The organism is Actinoplanes sp. CA-142083, assembly GCF_050942195.1.
Lineage (GTDB): Bacteria > Actinomycetota > Actinomycetes > Mycobacteriales > Micromonosporaceae > Actinoplanes.
The window spans coordinates 3,782,213-3,798,944 of record NZ_CP192076.1 but is presented as its reverse complement, the minus strand read 5'-3'; the positions used below and the strand labels follow the sequence as shown (position 1 = coordinate 3,798,944).

The 16,732-nt window shown below is 69.9% G+C and carries 16 protein-coding genes and 1 pseudogene; 9 read left to right on the top strand and 8 right to left on the bottom strand.

Going from position 1 to position 16,732, the window contains the following annotated elements:
* Positions 1 to 65: 65 nt before the first annotated feature.
* The 3 genes from ACQPZX_RS17360 to ACQPZX_RS17350 are packed head-to-tail and all read right to left on the bottom strand — an operon-like array spanning position 66 to position 4,101.
* On the bottom strand, positions 66 to 971 hold the full coding sequence (locus tag ACQPZX_RS17360) for a carbohydrate ABC transporter permease (protein WP_433381577.1): 906 nt from the start codon (positions 969 to 971) through the stop codon (positions 66 to 68).
* Positions 968 to 2,260, bottom strand: a complete 1,293-nt coding sequence (locus tag ACQPZX_RS17355; protein ID WP_433381574.1) for an ABC transporter substrate-binding protein — start codon at positions 2,258 to 2,260, stop codon at positions 968 to 970. The genes ACQPZX_RS17360 and ACQPZX_RS17355 overlap by 4 nt, the downstream gene beginning before the upstream one ends.
* On the bottom strand, positions 2,257 to 4,101 hold the full coding sequence (locus tag ACQPZX_RS17350; protein ID WP_433381571.1) for a DUF2264 domain-containing protein: 1,845 nt from the start codon (positions 4,099 to 4,101) through the stop codon (positions 2,257 to 2,259). Before ACQPZX_RS17350 ends, ACQPZX_RS17355 begins: the two co-directional genes overlap by 4 nt.
* A 159-nt stretch (positions 4,102 to 4,260) precedes the next feature.
* Here ACQPZX_RS17350 and ACQPZX_RS17345 point away from each other — a divergent pair, with 159 nt between their 5' ends.
* Both ACQPZX_RS17345 and ACQPZX_RS17340 read left to right on the top strand, forming a co-directional pair.
* Positions 4,261 to 6,042, top strand: coding sequence for a heparinase II/III domain-containing protein (locus ACQPZX_RS17345; RefSeq protein WP_433381568.1), 1,782 nt, complete (start codon positions 4,261 to 4,263; stop codon positions 6,040 to 6,042).
* Positions 6,039 to 7,100: a substrate-binding domain-containing protein gene (locus ACQPZX_RS17340; RefSeq protein WP_433381566.1), complete on the top strand. Its 1,062-nt coding sequence runs from the start codon at positions 6,039 to 6,041 to the stop codon at positions 7,098 to 7,100. The genes ACQPZX_RS17345 and ACQPZX_RS17340 overlap by 4 nt, the downstream gene beginning before the upstream one ends.
* Here ACQPZX_RS17340 and ACQPZX_RS17335 read toward each other — a convergent pair.
* Positions 7,054 to 7,752: an alpha/beta fold hydrolase gene (locus tag ACQPZX_RS17335; RefSeq protein ID WP_433381563.1), complete on the bottom strand. Its 699-nt coding sequence runs from the start codon at positions 7,750 to 7,752 to the stop codon at positions 7,054 to 7,056. The genes ACQPZX_RS17340 and ACQPZX_RS17335 overlap by 47 nt on opposite strands.
* Between ACQPZX_RS17335 and ACQPZX_RS17330 the strand changes: the two genes are divergently transcribed.
* The 3 genes from ACQPZX_RS17330 (at position 7,751) to ACQPZX_RS17320 (ending at position 9,046) form a co-directional block, all read left to right on the top strand.
* Positions 7,751 to 7,915 (top strand): hypothetical protein, encoded by a 165-nt coding sequence (locus ACQPZX_RS17330; protein ID WP_433381560.1) that lies wholly within the window; start codon positions 7,751 to 7,753, stop codon positions 7,913 to 7,915. The two genes, ACQPZX_RS17335 and ACQPZX_RS17330, sit on opposite strands and share 2 nt — an antisense overlap.
* A 237-nt stretch (positions 7,916 to 8,152) precedes the next feature.
* A complete protein-coding gene (locus ACQPZX_RS17325) occupies positions 8,153 to 8,551 on the top strand; it encodes a hypothetical protein (RefSeq protein WP_433381557.1) in 399 nt (132 codons plus the stop codon).
* A gap of 51 nt (positions 8,552 to 8,602) precedes the next feature.
* Positions 8,603 to 9,046 carry a permease-like cell division protein FtsX gene (locus ACQPZX_RS17320; RefSeq protein WP_433385291.1) on the top strand — a complete coding sequence of 148 codons (444 nt, stop codon included), beginning with the start codon at positions 8,603 to 8,605 and terminating at the stop codon, positions 9,044 to 9,046.
* Between the two features lie 27 nt (positions 9,047 to 9,073).
* Here ACQPZX_RS17320 and ACQPZX_RS17315 read toward each other — a convergent pair whose 3' ends face one another.
* Positions 9,074 to 9,607, bottom strand: a complete 534-nt coding sequence (locus ACQPZX_RS17315) for a CGNR zinc finger domain-containing protein (RefSeq protein ID WP_433381555.1) — start codon at positions 9,605 to 9,607, stop codon at positions 9,074 to 9,076.
* Positions 9,608 to 9,646: 39 nt separating this feature from the next.
* Between ACQPZX_RS17315 and ACQPZX_RS17310 the strand changes: the two genes are divergently transcribed.
* Together ACQPZX_RS17310 and ACQPZX_RS17305 are read left to right on the top strand one after the other, a co-directional pair.
* Entirely contained in the window at positions 9,647 to 10,594 is a 948-nt protein-coding gene (locus tag ACQPZX_RS17310; protein WP_433381552.1) for an EamA family transporter, read from the top strand.
* Between the two features lie 106 nt (positions 10,595 to 10,700).
* Positions 10,701 to 11,924 (top strand): hypothetical protein, encoded by a 1,224-nt coding sequence (locus ACQPZX_RS17305; protein WP_433381549.1) that lies wholly within the window; start codon positions 10,701 to 10,703, stop codon positions 11,922 to 11,924.
* Positions 11,925 to 11,932: 8 nt separating this feature from the next.
* On the opposite strand, the gene ACQPZX_RS17300 is transcribed toward ACQPZX_RS17305, so the two are convergent.
* Together ACQPZX_RS17300 and ACQPZX_RS17295 are read right to left on the bottom strand one after the other, a co-directional pair.
* Positions 11,933 to 12,892, bottom strand: coding sequence for a PrsW family intramembrane metalloprotease (locus ACQPZX_RS17300; protein ID WP_433381546.1), 960 nt, complete (start codon positions 12,890 to 12,892; stop codon positions 11,933 to 11,935).
* A 94-nt stretch (positions 12,893 to 12,986) separates the two neighbouring features.
* Positions 12,987 to 14,006, bottom strand: a complete 1,020-nt coding sequence (locus ACQPZX_RS17295; protein ID WP_433381543.1) for a synaptic vesicle VAT-1 family membrane protein — start codon at positions 14,004 to 14,006, stop codon at positions 12,987 to 12,989.
* A gap of 58 nt (positions 14,007 to 14,064) precedes the next feature.
* Here ACQPZX_RS17295 and ACQPZX_RS17290 point away from each other — a divergent pair, with 58 nt between their 5' ends.
* Together ACQPZX_RS17290 and ACQPZX_RS17285 are read left to right on the top strand one after the other, a co-directional pair.
* Positions 14,065 to 14,406, top strand: coding sequence for a VOC family protein (locus ACQPZX_RS17290; RefSeq protein WP_433381540.1), 342 nt, complete (start codon positions 14,065 to 14,067; stop codon positions 14,404 to 14,406).
* 182 nt (positions 14,407 to 14,588) lie between these two features.
* Positions 14,589 to 15,848 (top strand): annotated as a pseudogene (locus tag ACQPZX_RS17285) (M14 family metallopeptidase); the annotation flags it as partial.
* On the opposite strand, the gene ACQPZX_RS17280 reads toward ACQPZX_RS17285, so the two are convergent.
* Positions 15,849 to 16,727 carry a class I SAM-dependent methyltransferase gene (locus ACQPZX_RS17280; RefSeq protein ID WP_433381537.1) on the bottom strand — a complete coding sequence of 293 codons (879 nt, stop codon included), beginning with the start codon at positions 16,725 to 16,727 and terminating at the stop codon, positions 15,849 to 15,851.
* Between the last annotated feature and the right edge of the window lie 5 nt (positions 16,728 to 16,732).

Genomic DNA, 16,732 nt, shown 5'->3' with positions numbered 1-16,732 from the left:
CCTACGCGGAGGCCGGTGAGTGGGAGGCAGCGGCGAAAGCCGGGGCGGAGTCTGCAACAGAGCCGTCATCGAGCACCCCGCCGATTGACCACGAACTGCACGACCGTCACGGCGAAGCAGATGAGGAACAGCACGATCGAGATGGCCGACGCATAACCGAGCTGGTTCTCCCCGAACCCCTTCTGGAAGATGTACTGCGACACCACCAGCGTCGACTGCCCGGGACCGCCGTTGGTCATCACCAGGATCAGGTCGAAGACCTTGAAGCTGCCGATGGTCAGCATCACGACCACGAAGAACGTGGTGGGCCGCAGCCCCGGCAGCGTCACGGCGCGCAGCCGCTGCCACGAGTTCGCGCCGTCCACCTTCGCCGCCTCGTACAGCTGGGTCGGGATCGTCTGCAGGCCGGCCAGGAACAGCAGCATGTAGTAGCCCGCCTCGCGCCAGGTGCCGACGATGATGACGGCCGGCATCGACCAGTCCGCCGACGTCGTCCAGCCCGGCGGGTGGTCGACGCCGACCGCGCGCAGGACCTGGTTGATCGGGCCGTACCCGGGGCTGAACAGCATGTTCCACACCTGGGCGAGCGCCACGATCGATGTGATGTAGGGAAAGAAGGCGACCGTACGGAAGAAGGCGACGCCTCGCAGTTTCCGGTTGAGCAGCAGCGCGAGCCCGAGCGCGGCGACCAGGGTGAGCGGGATGTGGAAAACCGTGTAGTAGAGGGTGTTGGTCAGCGCGGTGTGGAAGCTGCGGTCGTGCAGCAGCTGGCGGAAGTTCTCGAGGCCGGTCCACTCGGCGCCGCCGAAGACGTTCCAGCTCGTGAACGCGTAGTAGAACAGCAGCGCCAGCGGCACGAGCGTCAGCACGGCGAAGCCGGCGAAGTTCGGCGCCAGGAACGACCAGCCCACCGCCGTGTCGCGCAACACCACCCGGCCGCTCCGGCGGCGGTGGGCCGATCGAACGGTCATTTGTTGAGCACCTCGTTCTTGGCGCGGTCCTGCGCCTCGGTGATCGCGGCGTCGACGGGCTTGCTGCCCGACATGATGGCCGTGTGCAGGTCGCCCAGGATGTTCTGAAGCGCGGCCGTGTACTTGCCCGGCGGGTTCTCCGGTTTCGTGTCGTGGGTCGCGAACGTCCACTTGGTCAGCTCGTCCTGCGGGACGCCCTGGAGCTGGAAGAAGGTGTCCTTGACCGCGTCGGTGTCGGCCGGGGTGATGCCGATGCCGGCGAGCGCTTTCGCGCCGTCGGCTCCCGCCGCGTACGAGAGGAACGCTTTTGCCGCCTCGACCTTGTTCTTGGCGAGCTTGGGGTTGATGCCGAGGCCGGTCGGATCGCCGAAGGTGACCGGCGTGGCCGATTTGCCGGTGGTGGCCTTGGTGAGCTGCGGCGCGGGGGCGATGCCCCAGTCGAACTTATCGGCGTCGCCGCCGGCCTGCTGCTTGAGCAGCGTGGCGATGAACCACGAGCCCATCAGCATCATGGCGGCCTGCTGCTTGCCGAATTGCGCCTGGTACGTCAGGTTGTTGGTGGTCGCGTCGCCGAACTTCACCTGGGCGCCGGCGTTCTGCAGGTCGACGGCCCGGGTGTAGTACGGCGCCAGGTAGGAGAAGTTGGCGCTCTCGATGCTCGCGCCCTGGCTCTGGGCCAGCGCGAAGCCCTGCACGGTCGACTGCCAGATGTGCTCGTAGTCGCCAAAAGCCTTGCTGGCTTTCAGCTTCGTGGCCAATGCCTTCGACGTGGCCGCATAGTCGTCCCACGTCCAGGTGCCGTCGGGCGTCGGCAAACCGGCCTTCTCGAACAGGGTCTTGTTGTAATAGAGGACCCAGGAATCCTGCCGGTACGGAATGGCGTAGGTCTTGCCGTCGACCTGGTAGTTGGCCATGCCGCCGACCTTGTCGCCGAGCCCCTGCGCCACGTCGCTCACGTCCAGCAGCTGCTTGCCGTTCTGGTACGTGTAGAAGTTCTTCAGCGTCTTCTGCGCGTAGATGTCCGGCGCCTTGCCCGCGGCCAGGTCGGCGATCATTTGGGTGTCGTAGTTGGCGGCGTCGTACTCCTTGAGCTCGACGGTCACGTCGGGGTGGGTGGCGTGGAAGCCGTCCGCGAGGGTCTTGAACTCCGGCGTGGTCGCGAAGCTCCAGCCGGCCAGGGACAGCGTGATCGGCCCGGAAGCGGAGTCGTCGTCGTCGCCGCTGCAACCGGACAGGACCAAGGGGATCGCCACAGCGGCGCCGAGGATCGCCGCGAGGGAGCGTTTCATCTTTCCTCCATCGTCAGAGGGGTGCTTGTGCGCACGCCGTCGGGCCACGTGACCTCGACTTCGTCCGCGATGAGCTGCGCCGTGCAACGTGGTGGGGAGGCCGCCGTCGACAGGGCGATGAGCGCCGCGACCCAGGCCCCCGGCGTCACCGGGTGGTCGAGCCACGGAACCGTGACCGGCCCGCCGAGCGGACCGTCGTCGTGCGTGTCGTGTCCTTGCGTCCCCTCGCCCAGCACCGGCACGAGGTGGCTGTGGTGTTCCGGGGTGACCGCCCAGCCGCCGATCCGCAGGCGCTCGGCCGCGGGCGAGGGCTCGTCGACCCGCGCGAGACGCAGCTCCCAGGGGCCGCGGACCAGCGAGAGGATGGTGATCCGGCCGGCCGGCTCGGCGTTGCCTCGCCGTCCGGTGCCGTGGTCCGGCTGGGCGGGATCCGCTTTCACCCATTTCCCGTACGAGGTGGAGCACGCGGCCCCGGGTCGCACGAAGAGAGTGGTCATGCCGGTGCGATGCGATCGCCGGCCGGCGGCGTCGATCAACACCACCGACTGGTCGAGCGGATCGGTCCAGCCGCTCTCGTCGAGCACCGGCGTGGTGGCCGTCGAGTAGCCGATCCGCGCGTACAGCGGGGAGTCGCCGGTGTTGGCGCCCTCGACGTCGTGGTCGGTGCCGTGGTTGACGACCCGCACGATGCCGTCGCCCTGCCGGCCGGAGATGAGCCAGCCGGGCGCGCGGACGACGCACTGGTAGTCGCCGGTCTCGATCGGGAGCGGCTCGGCCGGGGCCGTCCACACCGGATGGTCGGCGGGCAGCGCGAGGCCGAGCAGGCCCTTGCTCGCCCAGTACGGCGAGCCGGGGCCGGAGTAGGACTGGGCGAGCCGCGGCCACGGGCCGTGCCAGCCGAGCGTGAGCAGGCCGCCGGCGTCGGGGGCGCCTCGATCGGCGAAGTGGCGGACGATCCGGTCGGCGGCGTGCCGCAGCGCCCCGGGCGAGTGGCCCGGCGCCTCGGCGAGCACCCCGGCCCAGAACGGCGCGGCGGCGGCGAAGCGGTAGGTGAGGCTGCGGCCCTGGATCAGCGGGGAACCGTCGGCACCGATCAGCGCGAGCGCGTCGGCGAGGTAGCGGTCGAGGGCGGCGACATCGCAGGCGCGGCGGGAGGCGGCCAGGTCGCTCGCGCCGGTCATCCGGGACCAGAGGATCGGGTACGTGTGCAGCGCCCACCCGGTGTAGTGGTCGAACGCGCGGGACGGGCCGTCGGCGAGCCAGCCGTCGGCGCGGTGGAAGCTGTCGTGGGTGGCGAGGTCGGCGACCATCTCGGGGCCGGACCAGGGGCCGCCGACGCTGCGCAGGAACGTCTGCACGACCAGGCGGAACCAGACCCAGTTGATCCGCGGGTACGTGTCGTCGCCGACGGCCGGCGACAGGTAGTCGACGACCATTTCCCGCGCCGGCTCGTCCAGGCGGTCCCAGATCCAGGGGCGGGTCAGGTCGAGGATCAGCGCGATCGAGGCGGCCTCGACCTTGGCTTGGGGATGCTCGTCGAGGCGGGGCCAGCGCTCGTGGGCGGGGGCGTGCGGGTCGGCCCCGAGGGCGAGGCCCCGCGCGTAGCGGTCGGCCAGCTCGTCGGTGCCGTGGCCGCGCTCCCCCGCGATGCGGAAGCCGGCGAGCAGGAACGTGCGGGCGAAGCCCTCGAGGCCGTCGACAGCGTGGCCGTAGCCGCCCTCGGGGCCGGGGAACGTGATGCGGGCGTGGCCGGGCGAGGCGTGGCGGCGGGCCGCGGCGAGCATGCGGTCGGCGAGCCGGACCCAGTCGTCCCGCGTCCAGTCGGCGCTTGTCTCGCTCACGCGTCACGCTCCGGAGGCTCGATGTCCCGCCCGTGTTCCGCTCGGTTTCCGGGACGTTAAGCGCTCATATTCAGTCGTGTCAACGCCATGTTCAGACTTTGTCGATCTGTTATCGCCAAAGTGATCTGTTACGATCACGTCCGATCACGAGGAGGCGTCATGGGTCCTCTCGCCGCCGCCTGGCCGCCCATCACCGCCGGCCTGCTGGTGCGATCGCTGCCGCCGGTCGACGGCCTCGCGGCCCCGCCTGCCCTGCGGGCGCGCGCCGAGGCCGAGCTGGGAGCGCCCTGGCCGACGCCGCTGGCCAGCGCCTACGCGCGGTACTTCAAGGACGGCAACCGCACGGGCTACGAGGAGGTGGTCTGGGAAAGGGAGTACCGGGTGAGCCGGGCCGCGATCATGGCGGCGGTGACCGGGGATCCGGGGTGGCTCGACGAGGTCGCCGACGGAGTGACGCTGCTGTGCGAGCAGAGCAGCTGGTGCTGGCCGGCGCACGACGACACCTTCGCGCGGCATCAGGCTGTCGTGCCGACGGTCACCGATCCGTACCTGGACTTGGGGGCCGGCGAGGTCGCGGGGCAGTTGGCCTGGCTCGACCACCTGCTCGGCGCGCAACTTTCTGCGTCGTTTCCGGGGCTGCGGGAGCGGATCCGGCACGAGGTCGACCGGCGGGTGCTGACGCCGTTCGAGACGCGGCTCGACTGGCACTGGCTCGGGCTCGACGGCGAGGTGCACAACTGGAATCCATGGATCCACTCGAACGTGCTGGTCGCGGCGCTGCAGCTGGTGGACGACCCGGCGCGGCGGGCGGCGATCGTGGCGCGAGTGGTGGAGGGCCTCGACCGGTACGCGGCCGCGCTGCCGGCGGACGGCGCGGTCGACGAAGGGTATTCGTACTGGTGGCAGGGCGCCTGCCGGCTGTTCGAGGCGCTCGACCTGCTGATCTATGCGAGTGACGGCTCGCTTGGCGACGAGCCGTTTCACGCGCTGCGCGAGGTGGTGGCGTTTCCGCATCGGGTGCACCTGGGCGGGGACTGGTATCTGAACTATGCCGACGGGCCGGCTCGGCCGTCCCGGGAGCAGCCTTGGGACGCGTTGCACCGGGCGGCGCTGCGGGTGGGTGACGACGCGGCGGCGGCGCATGCGCTGGCCCATCGGGATGTGGCCACCGAGACTTGGGGGCTGGGGTTTCTGCTGCGGGCGCTTACCGATCGGGCGTGGGCTTCGGCGGTTGTGGGTTCTTTTCGGCCCGCCGCGCATACGTGGTTTCCGTCCACGCAGGTGCTGATCGCGCGGTCGGAGCGGCTGACGTTGGCGGTCAAGGGCGGCCACAACGGGGAGAACCACAATCACAACGACGTGGGAAGTTTCGTGGTGGCCCTCGGTGGGGTGCCGGTGCTGGTCGACCCGGGGCGGCCTACGTATACGGCGCAGACCTTCGGGCCCCGGCGGTACGAGATCTGGACCATGCAGAGCTCTTGGCACAACACGCCGACGATTCGGCACTCGACGCAGATGCCGGGGCGGAGCCACGGTGCTGAAAACGCATGTGCCACCGAAGCTTCCCTGACGATGGAGCTCGCCCCGCCGTACGGAATCGGAATTGCTCGAAGCTGGAAGCGGACCGCCGGGCTGGACCACGACGTGGTTGTCGTGCGCGACTCGTGGGAGCTCGACGATGTTTCGGGAACTTTCGTGCATCTGGTGGTGGCGGGTGAGGTGCGGCTGTTCGAAGGGCGGGCGGAAATCGTGGCGCTGGAGGGCGCGGGCGTGCTGGAGGTCGCCTGGGAGCCGGCGGCCCCGTGCACGCTGACGGTGCGGGAGCTGGACGACCCGATGCTGCGCGACGTGTGGGGTCCGCGCCTGGTCAGGATGGACGTGGACGTCGCGGGGATCGGGCCGGTCGGTAGGCTCGAAGTGACCATCAAGGAGCAGCGGTGAGCACCTCAGACAAGCGCGGGCCACTTCAGGTCGCCCGGCGCGCCCGGCTGCTCGAGGCCTTGCAGCGCGACGGCGTGCTGCGCATCTCGGACCTGACCGACACTTTGGGCGCGGCGGCCGTGACTATTCGCCGGGACATCGCGCAGATGGCTTCCGAGGGCTTGGTTCGACGCGTGCATGGCGGCGTGGCGTTGCCCTCTTCCGAGATTTCCGATTTTTCGGATATAGGCGGCTCACTGGGAATGCTGGTGCCGTCGCTCGACTACTACTGGCCCGATGTCGTGCGCGGGGCCGAGGAGGCGGCGCGCGAGCAGGACATGAAGATCGTGTTGCGCGGTTCCTCCTACGAGTCGGAGGACGATCTGCCGCTGCTGACCCGGCTGGTCGAGCAGGGCGCCGACGCGCTGATCGTGGCGCCGCGGATGGACGCGCCCACGTCGGCCCGCACGATCGAGTGGCTGGCCGACGCGGGGATCCCGGTGGTGCTGCTGGAGCGGACCGCCACGGCGGGACCGCACCACGAGGTGCTCGAGTCGGTGGTGACCGACCACGCGCTCGGGGCCGAGATGGCGGTGCGGCACCTGCAGTCGCTCGGCCACCAGCGGATCGGCGCGGTGCTGGCCGAGCACAGCCCGACCACCCCGCACGTACGCCGGGGGTGGCTGGCGGCCCTGGAGGTCGAGCCGGTGGAGTTCTTCGTGCCCGACGCCGCGATGCCGTCATGCGCGGCGGCCCTCGACGCGGCGCTGGACCGCTGCCGCGAGACCGGAACGACGGCGCTGATCGTGCACGCCGACGCCGAGGCGATCGCGCTGGTGCAGCGGTGCGAAGACCGGGGGTTATCGGTGCCGGGCGACCTGTCGGTGGTGGCTTACGACGACGCGGTGGCCGGGTTGTTCAGCCCGGCGCTGACCGCCGTGCGGCCGCCGCGGGGGTCGATCGGGCGGGCGGCGGTGCGGCTGGCCGCGGACCGGCTCGCCGACCCCGACCGCCCGGCCCATCGCGTGGTGATCAGCCCTTCGCTGCGGATCCGCCAATCGACCGCGCCGCCTGCCTGATCAGGTCGGCGGTCTCGTCCGGGTGCGAGACCATCGCCAGGTGACCGGCGGCCACCTCGACGGTGGTGGCACCCATCCGGCTCGCGAAGAGGCGCTCGGCGTCCGGCGGGATCGCCTGGTCCTGCTGGGCCACCAGGTACCAGGTGGGCAGCGACCTCCAGGCGGGCGCGCCCATCACGTCGGTGAAGCTCGAGCCGGTCAGCGGCTGCTGGACGGCGTGCAGGACGCGAGCCTTCGCCGGGTCGACGCCGGCGGCGAAATGCGTGACGAAGTCGTCCTCGGGGAGCCAGATGGAGCCCTGCTTGTCGGTGAAGGTGTGCTGCAGCGCGGGCGGCGTCGGGCCCTGGGAGAGCAGCGCGCCGAGCGACTCGCCCTGGTCGATGCCGAACGCGGCGACGTAGACGAGGGCGGGCGCGTTCGGGGCGTCGTTGCCCAGCGCGGTCACGATCTGGCCGCCGTACGAGTGGCCGGCCACCACCGTGGGGCCGTCCTGGAGCTCCAGCACCAGGCGCAGCCGGGCCACGTCGTCGGCGAGCGACGTGAGCGGGAACTGCGGCGCGGTCACGTGGTGGCCGTCGGCCTGGAGGCGCTCGATGACACCGGTCCAGCAGGAGCCGTCGGCCCAGGCGCCGTGCACAAGAATGATGTTCATGCGGCCACTCTGCGGCGCCGGGCCGCCGTGGCGCATCCGTACGCTGACTGCACTTGGCTGGGTGCGGGAGCTGGCGGAGCGAGTGCTCGCCTTGCCGGCCGATGCGGCGACGCTGCTGGCGGCGCGGGAGCGGATCGGGTGGGCGCAGGTCTGGCCGGGGTAGCATGCGGCGCTCAATACGCTGCTGTCCGGGGACGTGCGGCGGCAGCGGCGCCGCCATGTCCGCGCTGCAATGCGCCGGCTTCGACGCCGGCCGGTGGGACGAGGCCCTCGCCGTCGCCCGGCTCTTCCTGTCGCCGCGCGCGGTCGCCTCGCACTCCGCAAGAATCGCTCCTGGGGAGATCTTGTGGAAGTTTCGGGTCAGGACTTCTTGAGCGTCGACAGTAGGCACACTGCCCTCATGAAACGATCGTGGATGGTCGTCTTGGTCAGCGTGGCCTTGGCCGCCACCGGCGTTGTCGTCTGCATCCGGCTGATTTCGCACACCCACTCCATCGACTCCCGCTATCGCGCCCATCGCGCCGCGCTCGCCGAACTGGCCCAGCAATACGTCGACGGCCACCTGGACGGCATGCTGACGCTGCCGCCCGGCCTGCGCTCGCTGTCGCCGTCCGGATTTGCGTACGCCTCCCCCACGGCGCTCTTCGTGCAGACCTGGCAGAACTGGCGGGCCGAATCGGGGACCGGCCTCGCGTTCTTCGCCGCCACGCCCACCGCCCAGACGACCATCGCCACCGCCTCGGGCGACGCCGGGCAGCCGCAACGCGAGGTGGGCGACGGCTGGTGGTGGGTCGAATAGGCTAGTCTCCGGCGCGTGCGCCTTCCAACGACCGTTGTCGCTGTGTTGCTGATGTTGGTGAGTCTCGCCGGCTGCGGCCTCTTCCGGAGCGATGAGGACAAAGAGCTCGAACGCCTCCTCAAGGCGAAGGCCGAGATCACCGTTTTCGTCACCATCGACGTCACTCCGCAGCAGAAGGACGACATCGAAGCGCGCCTGCGCACGGTCCCCGGCGTGACCGGCGTCGTCTTCGAGGATCACGAAGCCGCGTACGCGAGAATGAAGAAAGTTTTCGCCGACGATCCGACGAAAATGCCGGATATCCCGCCGAGCTACCTGCCGCAGAGCTTCGTCGTGACGATGAAGGACCAGGCCGCCGTACGGAAGGTTCGCGACTCCGGGATCGCCGGCGAGCTGAAAGCCCTGCCCGGCGTTCAAGATCTTGTCATCATCTGCACCACGGTCGATGAGTGCAAGAAGAAAAAGAAGACCTCACCTTCCCCCGCCGTGTCGTAACTACCTGGCGGAAATACCGAGAGCGGGTCAGGCCTTCTTGCGGGCCCGGTAGGCCGCGACCGCCATCCGGTTGGCGCAGGTCGTGCTGCAGAAACGGCGGGAGCGGTTGCGGGTCAGGTCGAGCACTACGCCCTCGCACGTGTCGTCGGCGCAGATCGACAAGCGGGACATCTCGTCGCCGCGGACCAGGTCGGCCATCGCCATCGCGGTCTCGACCACCACCCGGCGCACGAGCGGCTCGTCGGCCGAGACGGCGTGGATGTGCCAGTCGATGCCGTCGTGGCGCAGCAGCCTGGGCACCGCCTGGGCCTGGGCCAGCATGTCGTTGATCATCGCCGCCGCGGTGTCGCGGTCGGCCATGAGCAGGCCGCGCAGCACCGGCCGGATCGCCCGCAGCTCGTCGAGCTCGGCCTCGTCACGGTCGCGGCGGCCCGTGTAGCGGTGCTTCGCATACCAGGCGTCGACCTCCTCCACCGTGAGCAGCGTGTCGGGATCTTCCCCGCTGTTGACCAGCTCGACGGCGGCGGTGAGGGACGCCTCGGTGTCATGGGCTAAAAGCACGTTGACATATTACGCCTGCGACGCGTAGCGTCATGGGCTATGACGCAGATAGCCAATGACAGGCCCTCGGTCCTCGCCGGTCCGGCCGTCGGCGGCGGCCTGCTGCTGGCCGTCGTGTCCGCGACCACGTTCGGCCTCTCCGGCCCGCTGGCGTCCGGCCTGCTCACCGCGGGTTGGAGCCCCGGCGCGATCGTCCTGTGCCGCATGACGATCGCCGCGCTGGCCCTCGCGCCCTTCACGATCGCCGCGATGCGCGGCCGATGGCACCTCCTGGCAAGACAAAAAGGCCAGATCATCGTGTACGGGGTGCTGGCCGTCGCCGGTGCCCAGTTCTGCTACTTCTCGGCCGTCGCCGCCATGGACGTCGCCCCCGCCCTGCTCATCGAGTACACCGCCCCCGCCGCGGTGGTCGCCTGGATGTGGATGCGCCACGGCCAGCGCCCCGCAAGACTCACCGTCATCGGCGCCGTCATCGCCGCCGCCGGCCTGGTCCTGGTGCTCGACCTGACCTCGGGCGCCCACGTGGCCTGGTCCGGCGTCGCCTGGGCCCTGGCCGCGATGGTCGGCGCCACGGCGTACTTCCTGATCTCCGCCGACACCGACAACGGCCTGCCCCCGCTGGCCCTGGCCGGCCTCGGCCTGACCGTCGGCTCGCTCACCCTGGGCGCCCTGGCCGCAACCGGCCTGCTGCCGATGCACGCCACCACCACCCCGGTGGCCTTCGCCGTCGGCAGTCCCCAGTGGTGGGTCCCGCTGCTCCTGCTCGGCCTGGTCACCGCCGCCCTCGCGTACGCGACAGGCATCGCCGCCTCCCGCCGCCTCGGCTCCCGCGTGGCCTCGTTCGTCGCCCTGCTCGAGGTCGTCGCCGCGGTCGTCTTCGCCTGGCTGCTCGTCGACCAGCTACCGGGCTTCATGCAGCTGGCCGGCGGCCTCCTGATCGTCGGCGGCGTGGTAGCCGTCAAACTGGGCGACCGCCAGATCGCCTGACGGCCGGCTCTGTCACATAGTCGACAGTCGCTCCCGGATCAGACTCTGCTAACTTTCGCCGGATCCGGCAGCACCCCGGTTTGTTCACGCAGAGCCAAGGATTCCCATGCCCGGCGCGGCGGCCAAGGCGTACCACATCCTCGCGGCAATCCTCATCGTCGCGTCCTATGAGTCGTTCCTCCTGGCGCTGCCACACCACCAGGCATGGATCCTCAGCAATGTCATGGTCGCGCTGTTCACGGCCGTCGGCGCGCTCGCCTGTGGTTGGTTCGCAGCGAAGGCCCGGGGACCGGAGCGGCGTTGGCGGCTGTTCGCGGCGGTCAGCCTCGGCGCCGAGAGCGCAGGACAGGGCGTCTGGACGGATTACCTGATCGCCGCGCCGGCCAAGGCCGCGACGTTGTCCTGGCCCGATCTGGCGTTCCTCGTCTCGTTCGCGGCGGCCATCACGGGAGTCGTGCTCGCCGCCAGGCGGGCGAGCGCATCGCCGGCGCAAGCGAGCGCGGGGCGCGCACGGATGCTCCAGGACCTGCGGCTCGTTCTCGACGGCGCGCTCGTCCTCGGCTCGCTCTTCCTCCTGGCCTGGATGACGGTGCTCAGGCCTCTCGCCGGGCGAGGCCCGGACGGCCAGGCGTCGACCGCCGCCGCGTTCTGGTGTCCGGCCGCGGACGTCATGCTGATCGCGCTCGTCCTGCTGATCTACGCCACACGCCGGGTTCCGCGACGGAACGTCGGTCATCTGGCCCTCATCGCCGGTGGCGTGATCACGACCGCGCTGTCGGACATCGCCTTCAGCTACTACCTCAGCGGCAGCGTCGCCCAGTACCCCGTTGTCGCGGACATCGGATATCTCGTCGGCCCGCTCCTCATTGCTCGCGCTGCCGCGATGCAAGACTTCGCCTCGGCGCGCTCCGCGGCCCATCAGGTCCCGCAAACGACGGTCCGGCCCGCCGCGGCGCCCTATGTTCCGCTCTTGCTGTTGATCGCATTCCTTACCGGGAAGAACTTGTCCGGCGCGACCCTCACCACGTTCGAGACGATCGGTGCGGCGGCGATCTTCACGCTCTTCGCTCTACGTCAGGCGACCGCGTGGCTCAGCAACTCGCCGGTCCCCGTCGGCGACTCCAGGGAGCCGGTCCTCAGCGTGGCCGCCGCATCGGCGACGTCGGCCGAGGGTGATTTGCCGGCCCATGTCTTGTATCTGCGCGACGAACACCGACGGCAGATCGAGCAATTGCGACATTCGGGCAACCGCGTCGCGTGGTGGAGTTTCGTGGCAAGCGTGTTGTTCGGGCTCCTGTGCAACATCATCGTCGCGCTGGTCCTCGGCTGAGGAAGCCGTCACGGCATGCCGTCGACGCGGATTGGCGACGCGGCGCGTTCCTGGCGGCGGACGTGCACCATCACGGCGGTGATGACGGCCAGGCCGATCAGGGCGTCCAGGGCCGGCAGCACCAGGTTGAGCACGGCGTCGAGGTGGACCTGGCCGGTGGTGGCCGTGACGCCGATGCCGTTGCGGGCGTCGTAGCGCTGCATCGCCGAACCGGTCAGGTGCAGGGTGAGCCACGCCGCGGCCAGGCCGGCCGCGTCCCAGAGGGCGTGCAGCACGGAAACCAGCAGGTAGGCGCCGGCCACCAGCCACGACCGCAGCCTCATCTTGCCGCGGCGGGCGGCGACGGCGAACAGGGCCGCGCCGGCTACTGCGGTCCACAATCCGTGCCCGAACGGGGTGAGCACGCCGCGCAGCAGCTCGGTCTCCACCACGTTCAGCAGCGACAGGCCGCCCTGCTGGGTGAACAGCGCCTGGAAGGCGTAGCCGGCGCTCTCGAAGGCGGCGAACCCGAAGCCGACCGTGGCGCCCAGGACGAGACCGTCGCGAATGGTGTACCGGCCGAGCTTGCGGGCCATCAGCCACAGCACCGTCAGCTTGACGCCCTCCTCGATCAGGCCGACGACGAGGAAGCCGTGGATCGTGGTGTTGTGCACGAACGCGGCTTCGAGGACCGACGCGCCGAGGACACCCATCACGCCGCCGTACAGGAATGCCGAGAAGATCTTCTGGGGCGTCAGGATCCCATCGGCGCGCTGGAAGGCGTACGAGACGAAGGTGACCGGAACCAGGAAGGCGCCGACCAGAATGATCGTCGGGACCAGGTTGACGTTGCCAGTCAGGAACGTGATGACGACGGCGGCGGCCCACAGTGCGCCGCCGCCGAGGAAGATACGCGCCCAGGACGGCAGGTGCCGGCGGCGCCGGACGTCGGGCGCCGCAACAGTCACGGCTGGCATGAAGGTCGTCATGCCGTCAAGCTTTCTCGTCGATGCCTGTCCGCGCAGCCACGCCACCACCCAGAACGCGGTACCGGCTAACCGGAACGCGCCGGCACGCAAACTACTACGGGACGAGAATCACCTTGCCGACGTTGCGGCGCTCGCCGATGCGCCGGTGCGCCTCCGCGGCCCGATCGAACGGGTAGACTCCGTCGACGCGCGGCCGGACGGCGCCCGTGCCCCACAGGTCGAGCAGGGCGGCCAGCTCTTCGCGGAGCAGATCACTGCGGTCCCACAAGTGGCCGAGGTTGACGCCGCTGACCGTACGGTTGCGGTTCATCAACCCGAACGGCGACAGCACGGGCACCCCGGTGAACTGACCGGCCAGCCGGCGAAGGCTGCGCTTCTCGCCGCCGGCGAGGTTCGCGAAGCCGTACGCGATGAGATGCCCGACCGGACGCAGCAGCCCGAGCCCACGCTTCCAGTCCCGCCCGCCCAGCGCGTCGAGGACGAGGTCGACGCCTTCGCCGCCGGTGAGCTCCCGCACCCGCGCCACGTAGTCCTCGGTGCGGTAGTCGATCGGGTGGGTGCAGCCCTCTTCGCGCAGCACCTCGTGCTTGGCGGCGGAGGCCGTGCCGAACGTGACGACCTCCGGCACCGTGCGGCACAACTGCAACACCGCAAGACCAACGCCTCCGGCGGCCATGTGTACGAGAACTCGCGCGCCTGGCCGCAGATAAGCCACCCGGAACAGCATGTGAAAAGCGGTCAGGTAGTTCACCGGCAACGCGGCCGCGTCGGTGAAGCTCAGGTCGTGGGGGATCGGCAGGACCCGCTCGACCGGCGCGCACACCATTTCGGCGTGCCCGCCGAAGCGCACCAGCGCGAGCACCCGCTGCCCCACTTCGAGACCGGTAGCTCCTTCGCCGAGGGCGTCGACCACTCCGGCCACCTCGTACCCCACCACGCACGGCAGCTTGGGCGCGTCCGGATACAACCCCTGCCGGGCCATGACCTCGGCGAAGTTCAACCCGGCCGCCCGTACCGAGATCCGTACCTCGCCCGGGCCGGGCGTCGGGTCCGGCGAGGAACGGACCTCGAGGACCTCGGGTCCGCCCGCTTTGGTGATCCAGACGGCGCGCACCGGCGCTCCCCTCTCCGAAAAAGATCGATGGCCTATTTTGCGGCCTACGATGGGCGGCATGACCGTCGACCTGTTCGCGGGGATCGCCGTCAGTGATTTCGCGACGGCGCTGACCTGGTACGAGAAGCTGCTCGGCGCGCCGCCGGCGTTCTTTCCGAACGACGTCGAGGCGGTATGGGAGATCGCCGAGCACCGGTACCTCTACGTCGAGTTGCTGCCCGAGCGGGCCGGCCACGCCATGCACACGGTGTTCGTCGACGACTTCGACGAGCGGACCGCGGCGATCGCGGCGCGGGGGCTGACGCCGGCCAAGGAGGAGACGTACGACAACGGTGTCCGGAAGGCAACCTACGCGGACCCGGACGGCAACGAGATCGGGCTCGGCGGCGGCCCGGCCTGACAAGATCCCCTCACGCCGGGCGGTCGCGGGCCGATAGGGGGCCCGCGGCCTCGTACTGCCGGTAAGACGCGGCGGCCATCACGTCTGGATGAGGGTGGGACTGGCATGGCGCAATAGATTGATGTCGATCTACTTCAAGTGGTGGGGTGTGGATAACAATCCCCCACTTGCGGAGGTCGTTCATGAGACGACGCAGCATTGTGGCCCTGACCGTCGCCGTCCTCGGGGCCACTGTCGCCTTCGGGGCCGGGTCGCCGGCCGGGGCGGAGCCGGCCGCCGACTCCCCCAGCCAGTACGAAGTGCTCGGCGTGCGGACCCTGGCCCAGCGGAACGCGATCGTGCGGACCGGCGTGGCCATCGACGGCATCGAGCACCGGATCGCCACCGTGACCGCCACCAACGCCGAGGTCAGTGCCCTGCGTAAGCTCGGGTTCACGGTCGAGCCGGTGCTGAGCACCTTGGACTTCCCGCCGTCGGACTCGGCGTACCACAACTATGCCGAGATCAATACCGAGGTGAACCAGATCGTCGCGGCGTTCCCGGCGATCACCTCGAAGCGGGTCATCGGGCGGACGTACGAGAATCGCGACATCGTGGCCGTGAAGATCTCGGACAACGTCGGCGTTGACGAGGCCGAGCCCGAGGTCCTCTACGACGCCAACCACCACGCCCGCGAGCACCTGACCGTCGAGATGGCCATCTACCTGCTGCGGCAGTTCACCAGCGGGTACGCGACCGACTCGCGGATCCGCGCCGTCGTGGACAGCCGGGAGATCTGGATCGTGCCCTCGGTCAACCCGGACGGCTCGGAGTACGACGTGGCGACCGGCAGCTACCGGTCGTGGCGCAAGAACCGGCAGCCGAACAGTGGGTCGTCGAACGTCGGCACCGACCTCAACCGGAACTACGGCTACCGCTGGGGCTGCTGCGGCGGCTCCTCGGGCAGCACATCCTCGGCGACCTACCGCGGGGCGTCGGCGTTCTCGGCGCCGGAGACGCGGGCCGTGCGCGACTTCGTGAACTCCCGGGTCGTGGGCGGGGTGCAGCAGATCAAAGCGGCGATGGACTTCCACACGTACTCGGAGCTCGTCCTCTGGCCCTTCGGCTACACCACGGCGAACACGGCCACGGGGATGACGGCCGACGACTACAACACGTTCTCGACCTTCGGCCGGCAGATGGCCGCGACCAACCGGTACACCCCGGAGCAGTCGAGCGATCTCTACATCACCGACGGGGATCTGCTGGACTGGCTGTGGGGTACGCACAAGATCTTCGCGTACACCTTCGAGATGTATCCGACGGGCGCGTCGGGCGGCGGCTTCTACCCGCCGGCGAGCGTCATCACGCGGGAGACGTCGCGCAACCGGGAGGCGGCGCTGCTGCTCGCCGAGGTGGCCGACTGCCCGTACAAGGTGATCGGCAAGCAGAGCACGTACTGCTCAGTCGCGTAACTGGAAGTGCCACAGGATGGCGGCCGGCGTCTCGTGAAACGCGGCGCCGGTCGCCTCCGGCACGATCTCCATCAGCGTCCACGGCCACAGATCCCACTCACCGGTCTCGTTTCGTGGATTTGAGGGGCCCATTTCTCGCCACGGCTCCTCGCACCGGCGCACCTCGAAACCCAGCGGCAGCGCGGCGCCGAGGTAGTCGGAGGCGCGGTGCCGGTAGGACGGGATCAGCCGCGGCTCGCCGGCCGGGGTGCGAACGTGCGGGACCGAGCCGAGCAGCACCGTCTCCTGATGGATGTCGGTGACGATCAAGTGACCGCCGGGACGGAGCACCCGGGCGAGCTCCGCGAAAGCCGGGCGCAGATCGCGCAAATGGGCGAGGGCGAGCGCGCAGACGGCCAGGTCGACGTGATCGTCGGGCAGGGGGAGCCGATCGAGCGGCGCCTCATGGAAAGTTGCGTCCGGGAGTTTCGCGCGGGCGTGCGAAAGCATCTCGGGCGAACTGTCGACGCCGATCACCTTGTGTCCCCGGGCCGCCAGGTATTCCGCGTGCCGGCCGGTGCCGCAGGCCGCGTCGAGGGCCAGGCCCGGCGGCAGCCCGTCGACGATCTCGTGGACGAACGGCTCCTCGATCGGGAAGAGCCCGTTCCCCGGCTCGTCGTAGGTCACGGACCAGGCTCGATAGCCGGTGACCGTGTCCACCTCGCCGGCCTCGACGCCGTCCGCCACCGTCAGCGGCGAGTCCAGCAGGCGGCGCATCTCGTCGACCCGTTCCCCGGCGAATTCCCGGGATCGTGAACCGCCGTAGGCGCGTAGAAGCGCGAGCCCCGAAACGCCGAGCAGATAGTGGAGCGGATGCTGATAGGCCACGGCCC

Bases quoted from the DNA above. Each gene is read 5' to 3' on its own strand.
- ACQPZX_RS17310 (WP_433381552.1), top strand. From the start codon at position 9,647: ATGACGCAGATAGCCAATGACAGGCCCTCGGTCCTCGCCGGTCCGGCC.
- ACQPZX_RS17300 (WP_433381546.1), bottom strand. From the start codon at position 12,892: ATGACGACCTTCATGCCAGCCGTGACTGTTGCGGCGCCCGACGTCCGG.
- ACQPZX_RS17345 (WP_433381568.1), top strand. From the start codon at position 4,261: ATGGGTCCTCTCGCCGCCGCCTGGCCGCCCATCACCGCCGGCCTGCTG.
- ACQPZX_RS17355 (WP_433381574.1), bottom strand. From the start codon at position 2,260: ATGAAACGCTCCCTCGCGGCGATCCTCGGCGCCGCTGTGGCGATCCCC.
- ACQPZX_RS17325 (WP_433381557.1), top strand. From the start codon at position 8,153: ATGAAACGATCGTGGATGGTCGTCTTGGTCAGCGTGGCCTTGGCCGCC.
- ACQPZX_RS17335 (WP_433381563.1), bottom strand. From the start codon at position 7,752: ATGAACATCATTCTTGTGCACGGCGCCTGGGCCGACGGCTCCTGCTGG.
- ACQPZX_RS17360 (WP_433381577.1), bottom strand. From the start codon at position 971: ATGACCGTTCGATCGGCCCACCGCCGCCGGAGCGGCCGGGTGGTGTTG.
- ACQPZX_RS17305 (WP_433381549.1), top strand. From the start codon at position 10,701: ATGCCCGGCGCGGCGGCCAAGGCGTACCACATCCTCGCGGCAATCCTC.
- ACQPZX_RS17330 (WP_433381560.1), top strand. From the start codon at position 7,751: ATGCGGCCACTCTGCGGCGCCGGGCCGCCGTGGCGCATCCGTACGCTG.
- ACQPZX_RS17290 (WP_433381540.1), top strand. From the start codon at position 14,065: ATGACCGTCGACCTGTTCGCGGGGATCGCCGTCAGTGATTTCGCGACG.
- ACQPZX_RS17320 (WP_433385291.1), top strand. From the start codon at position 8,603: ATGTTGGTGAGTCTCGCCGGCTGCGGCCTCTTCCGGAGCGATGAGGAC.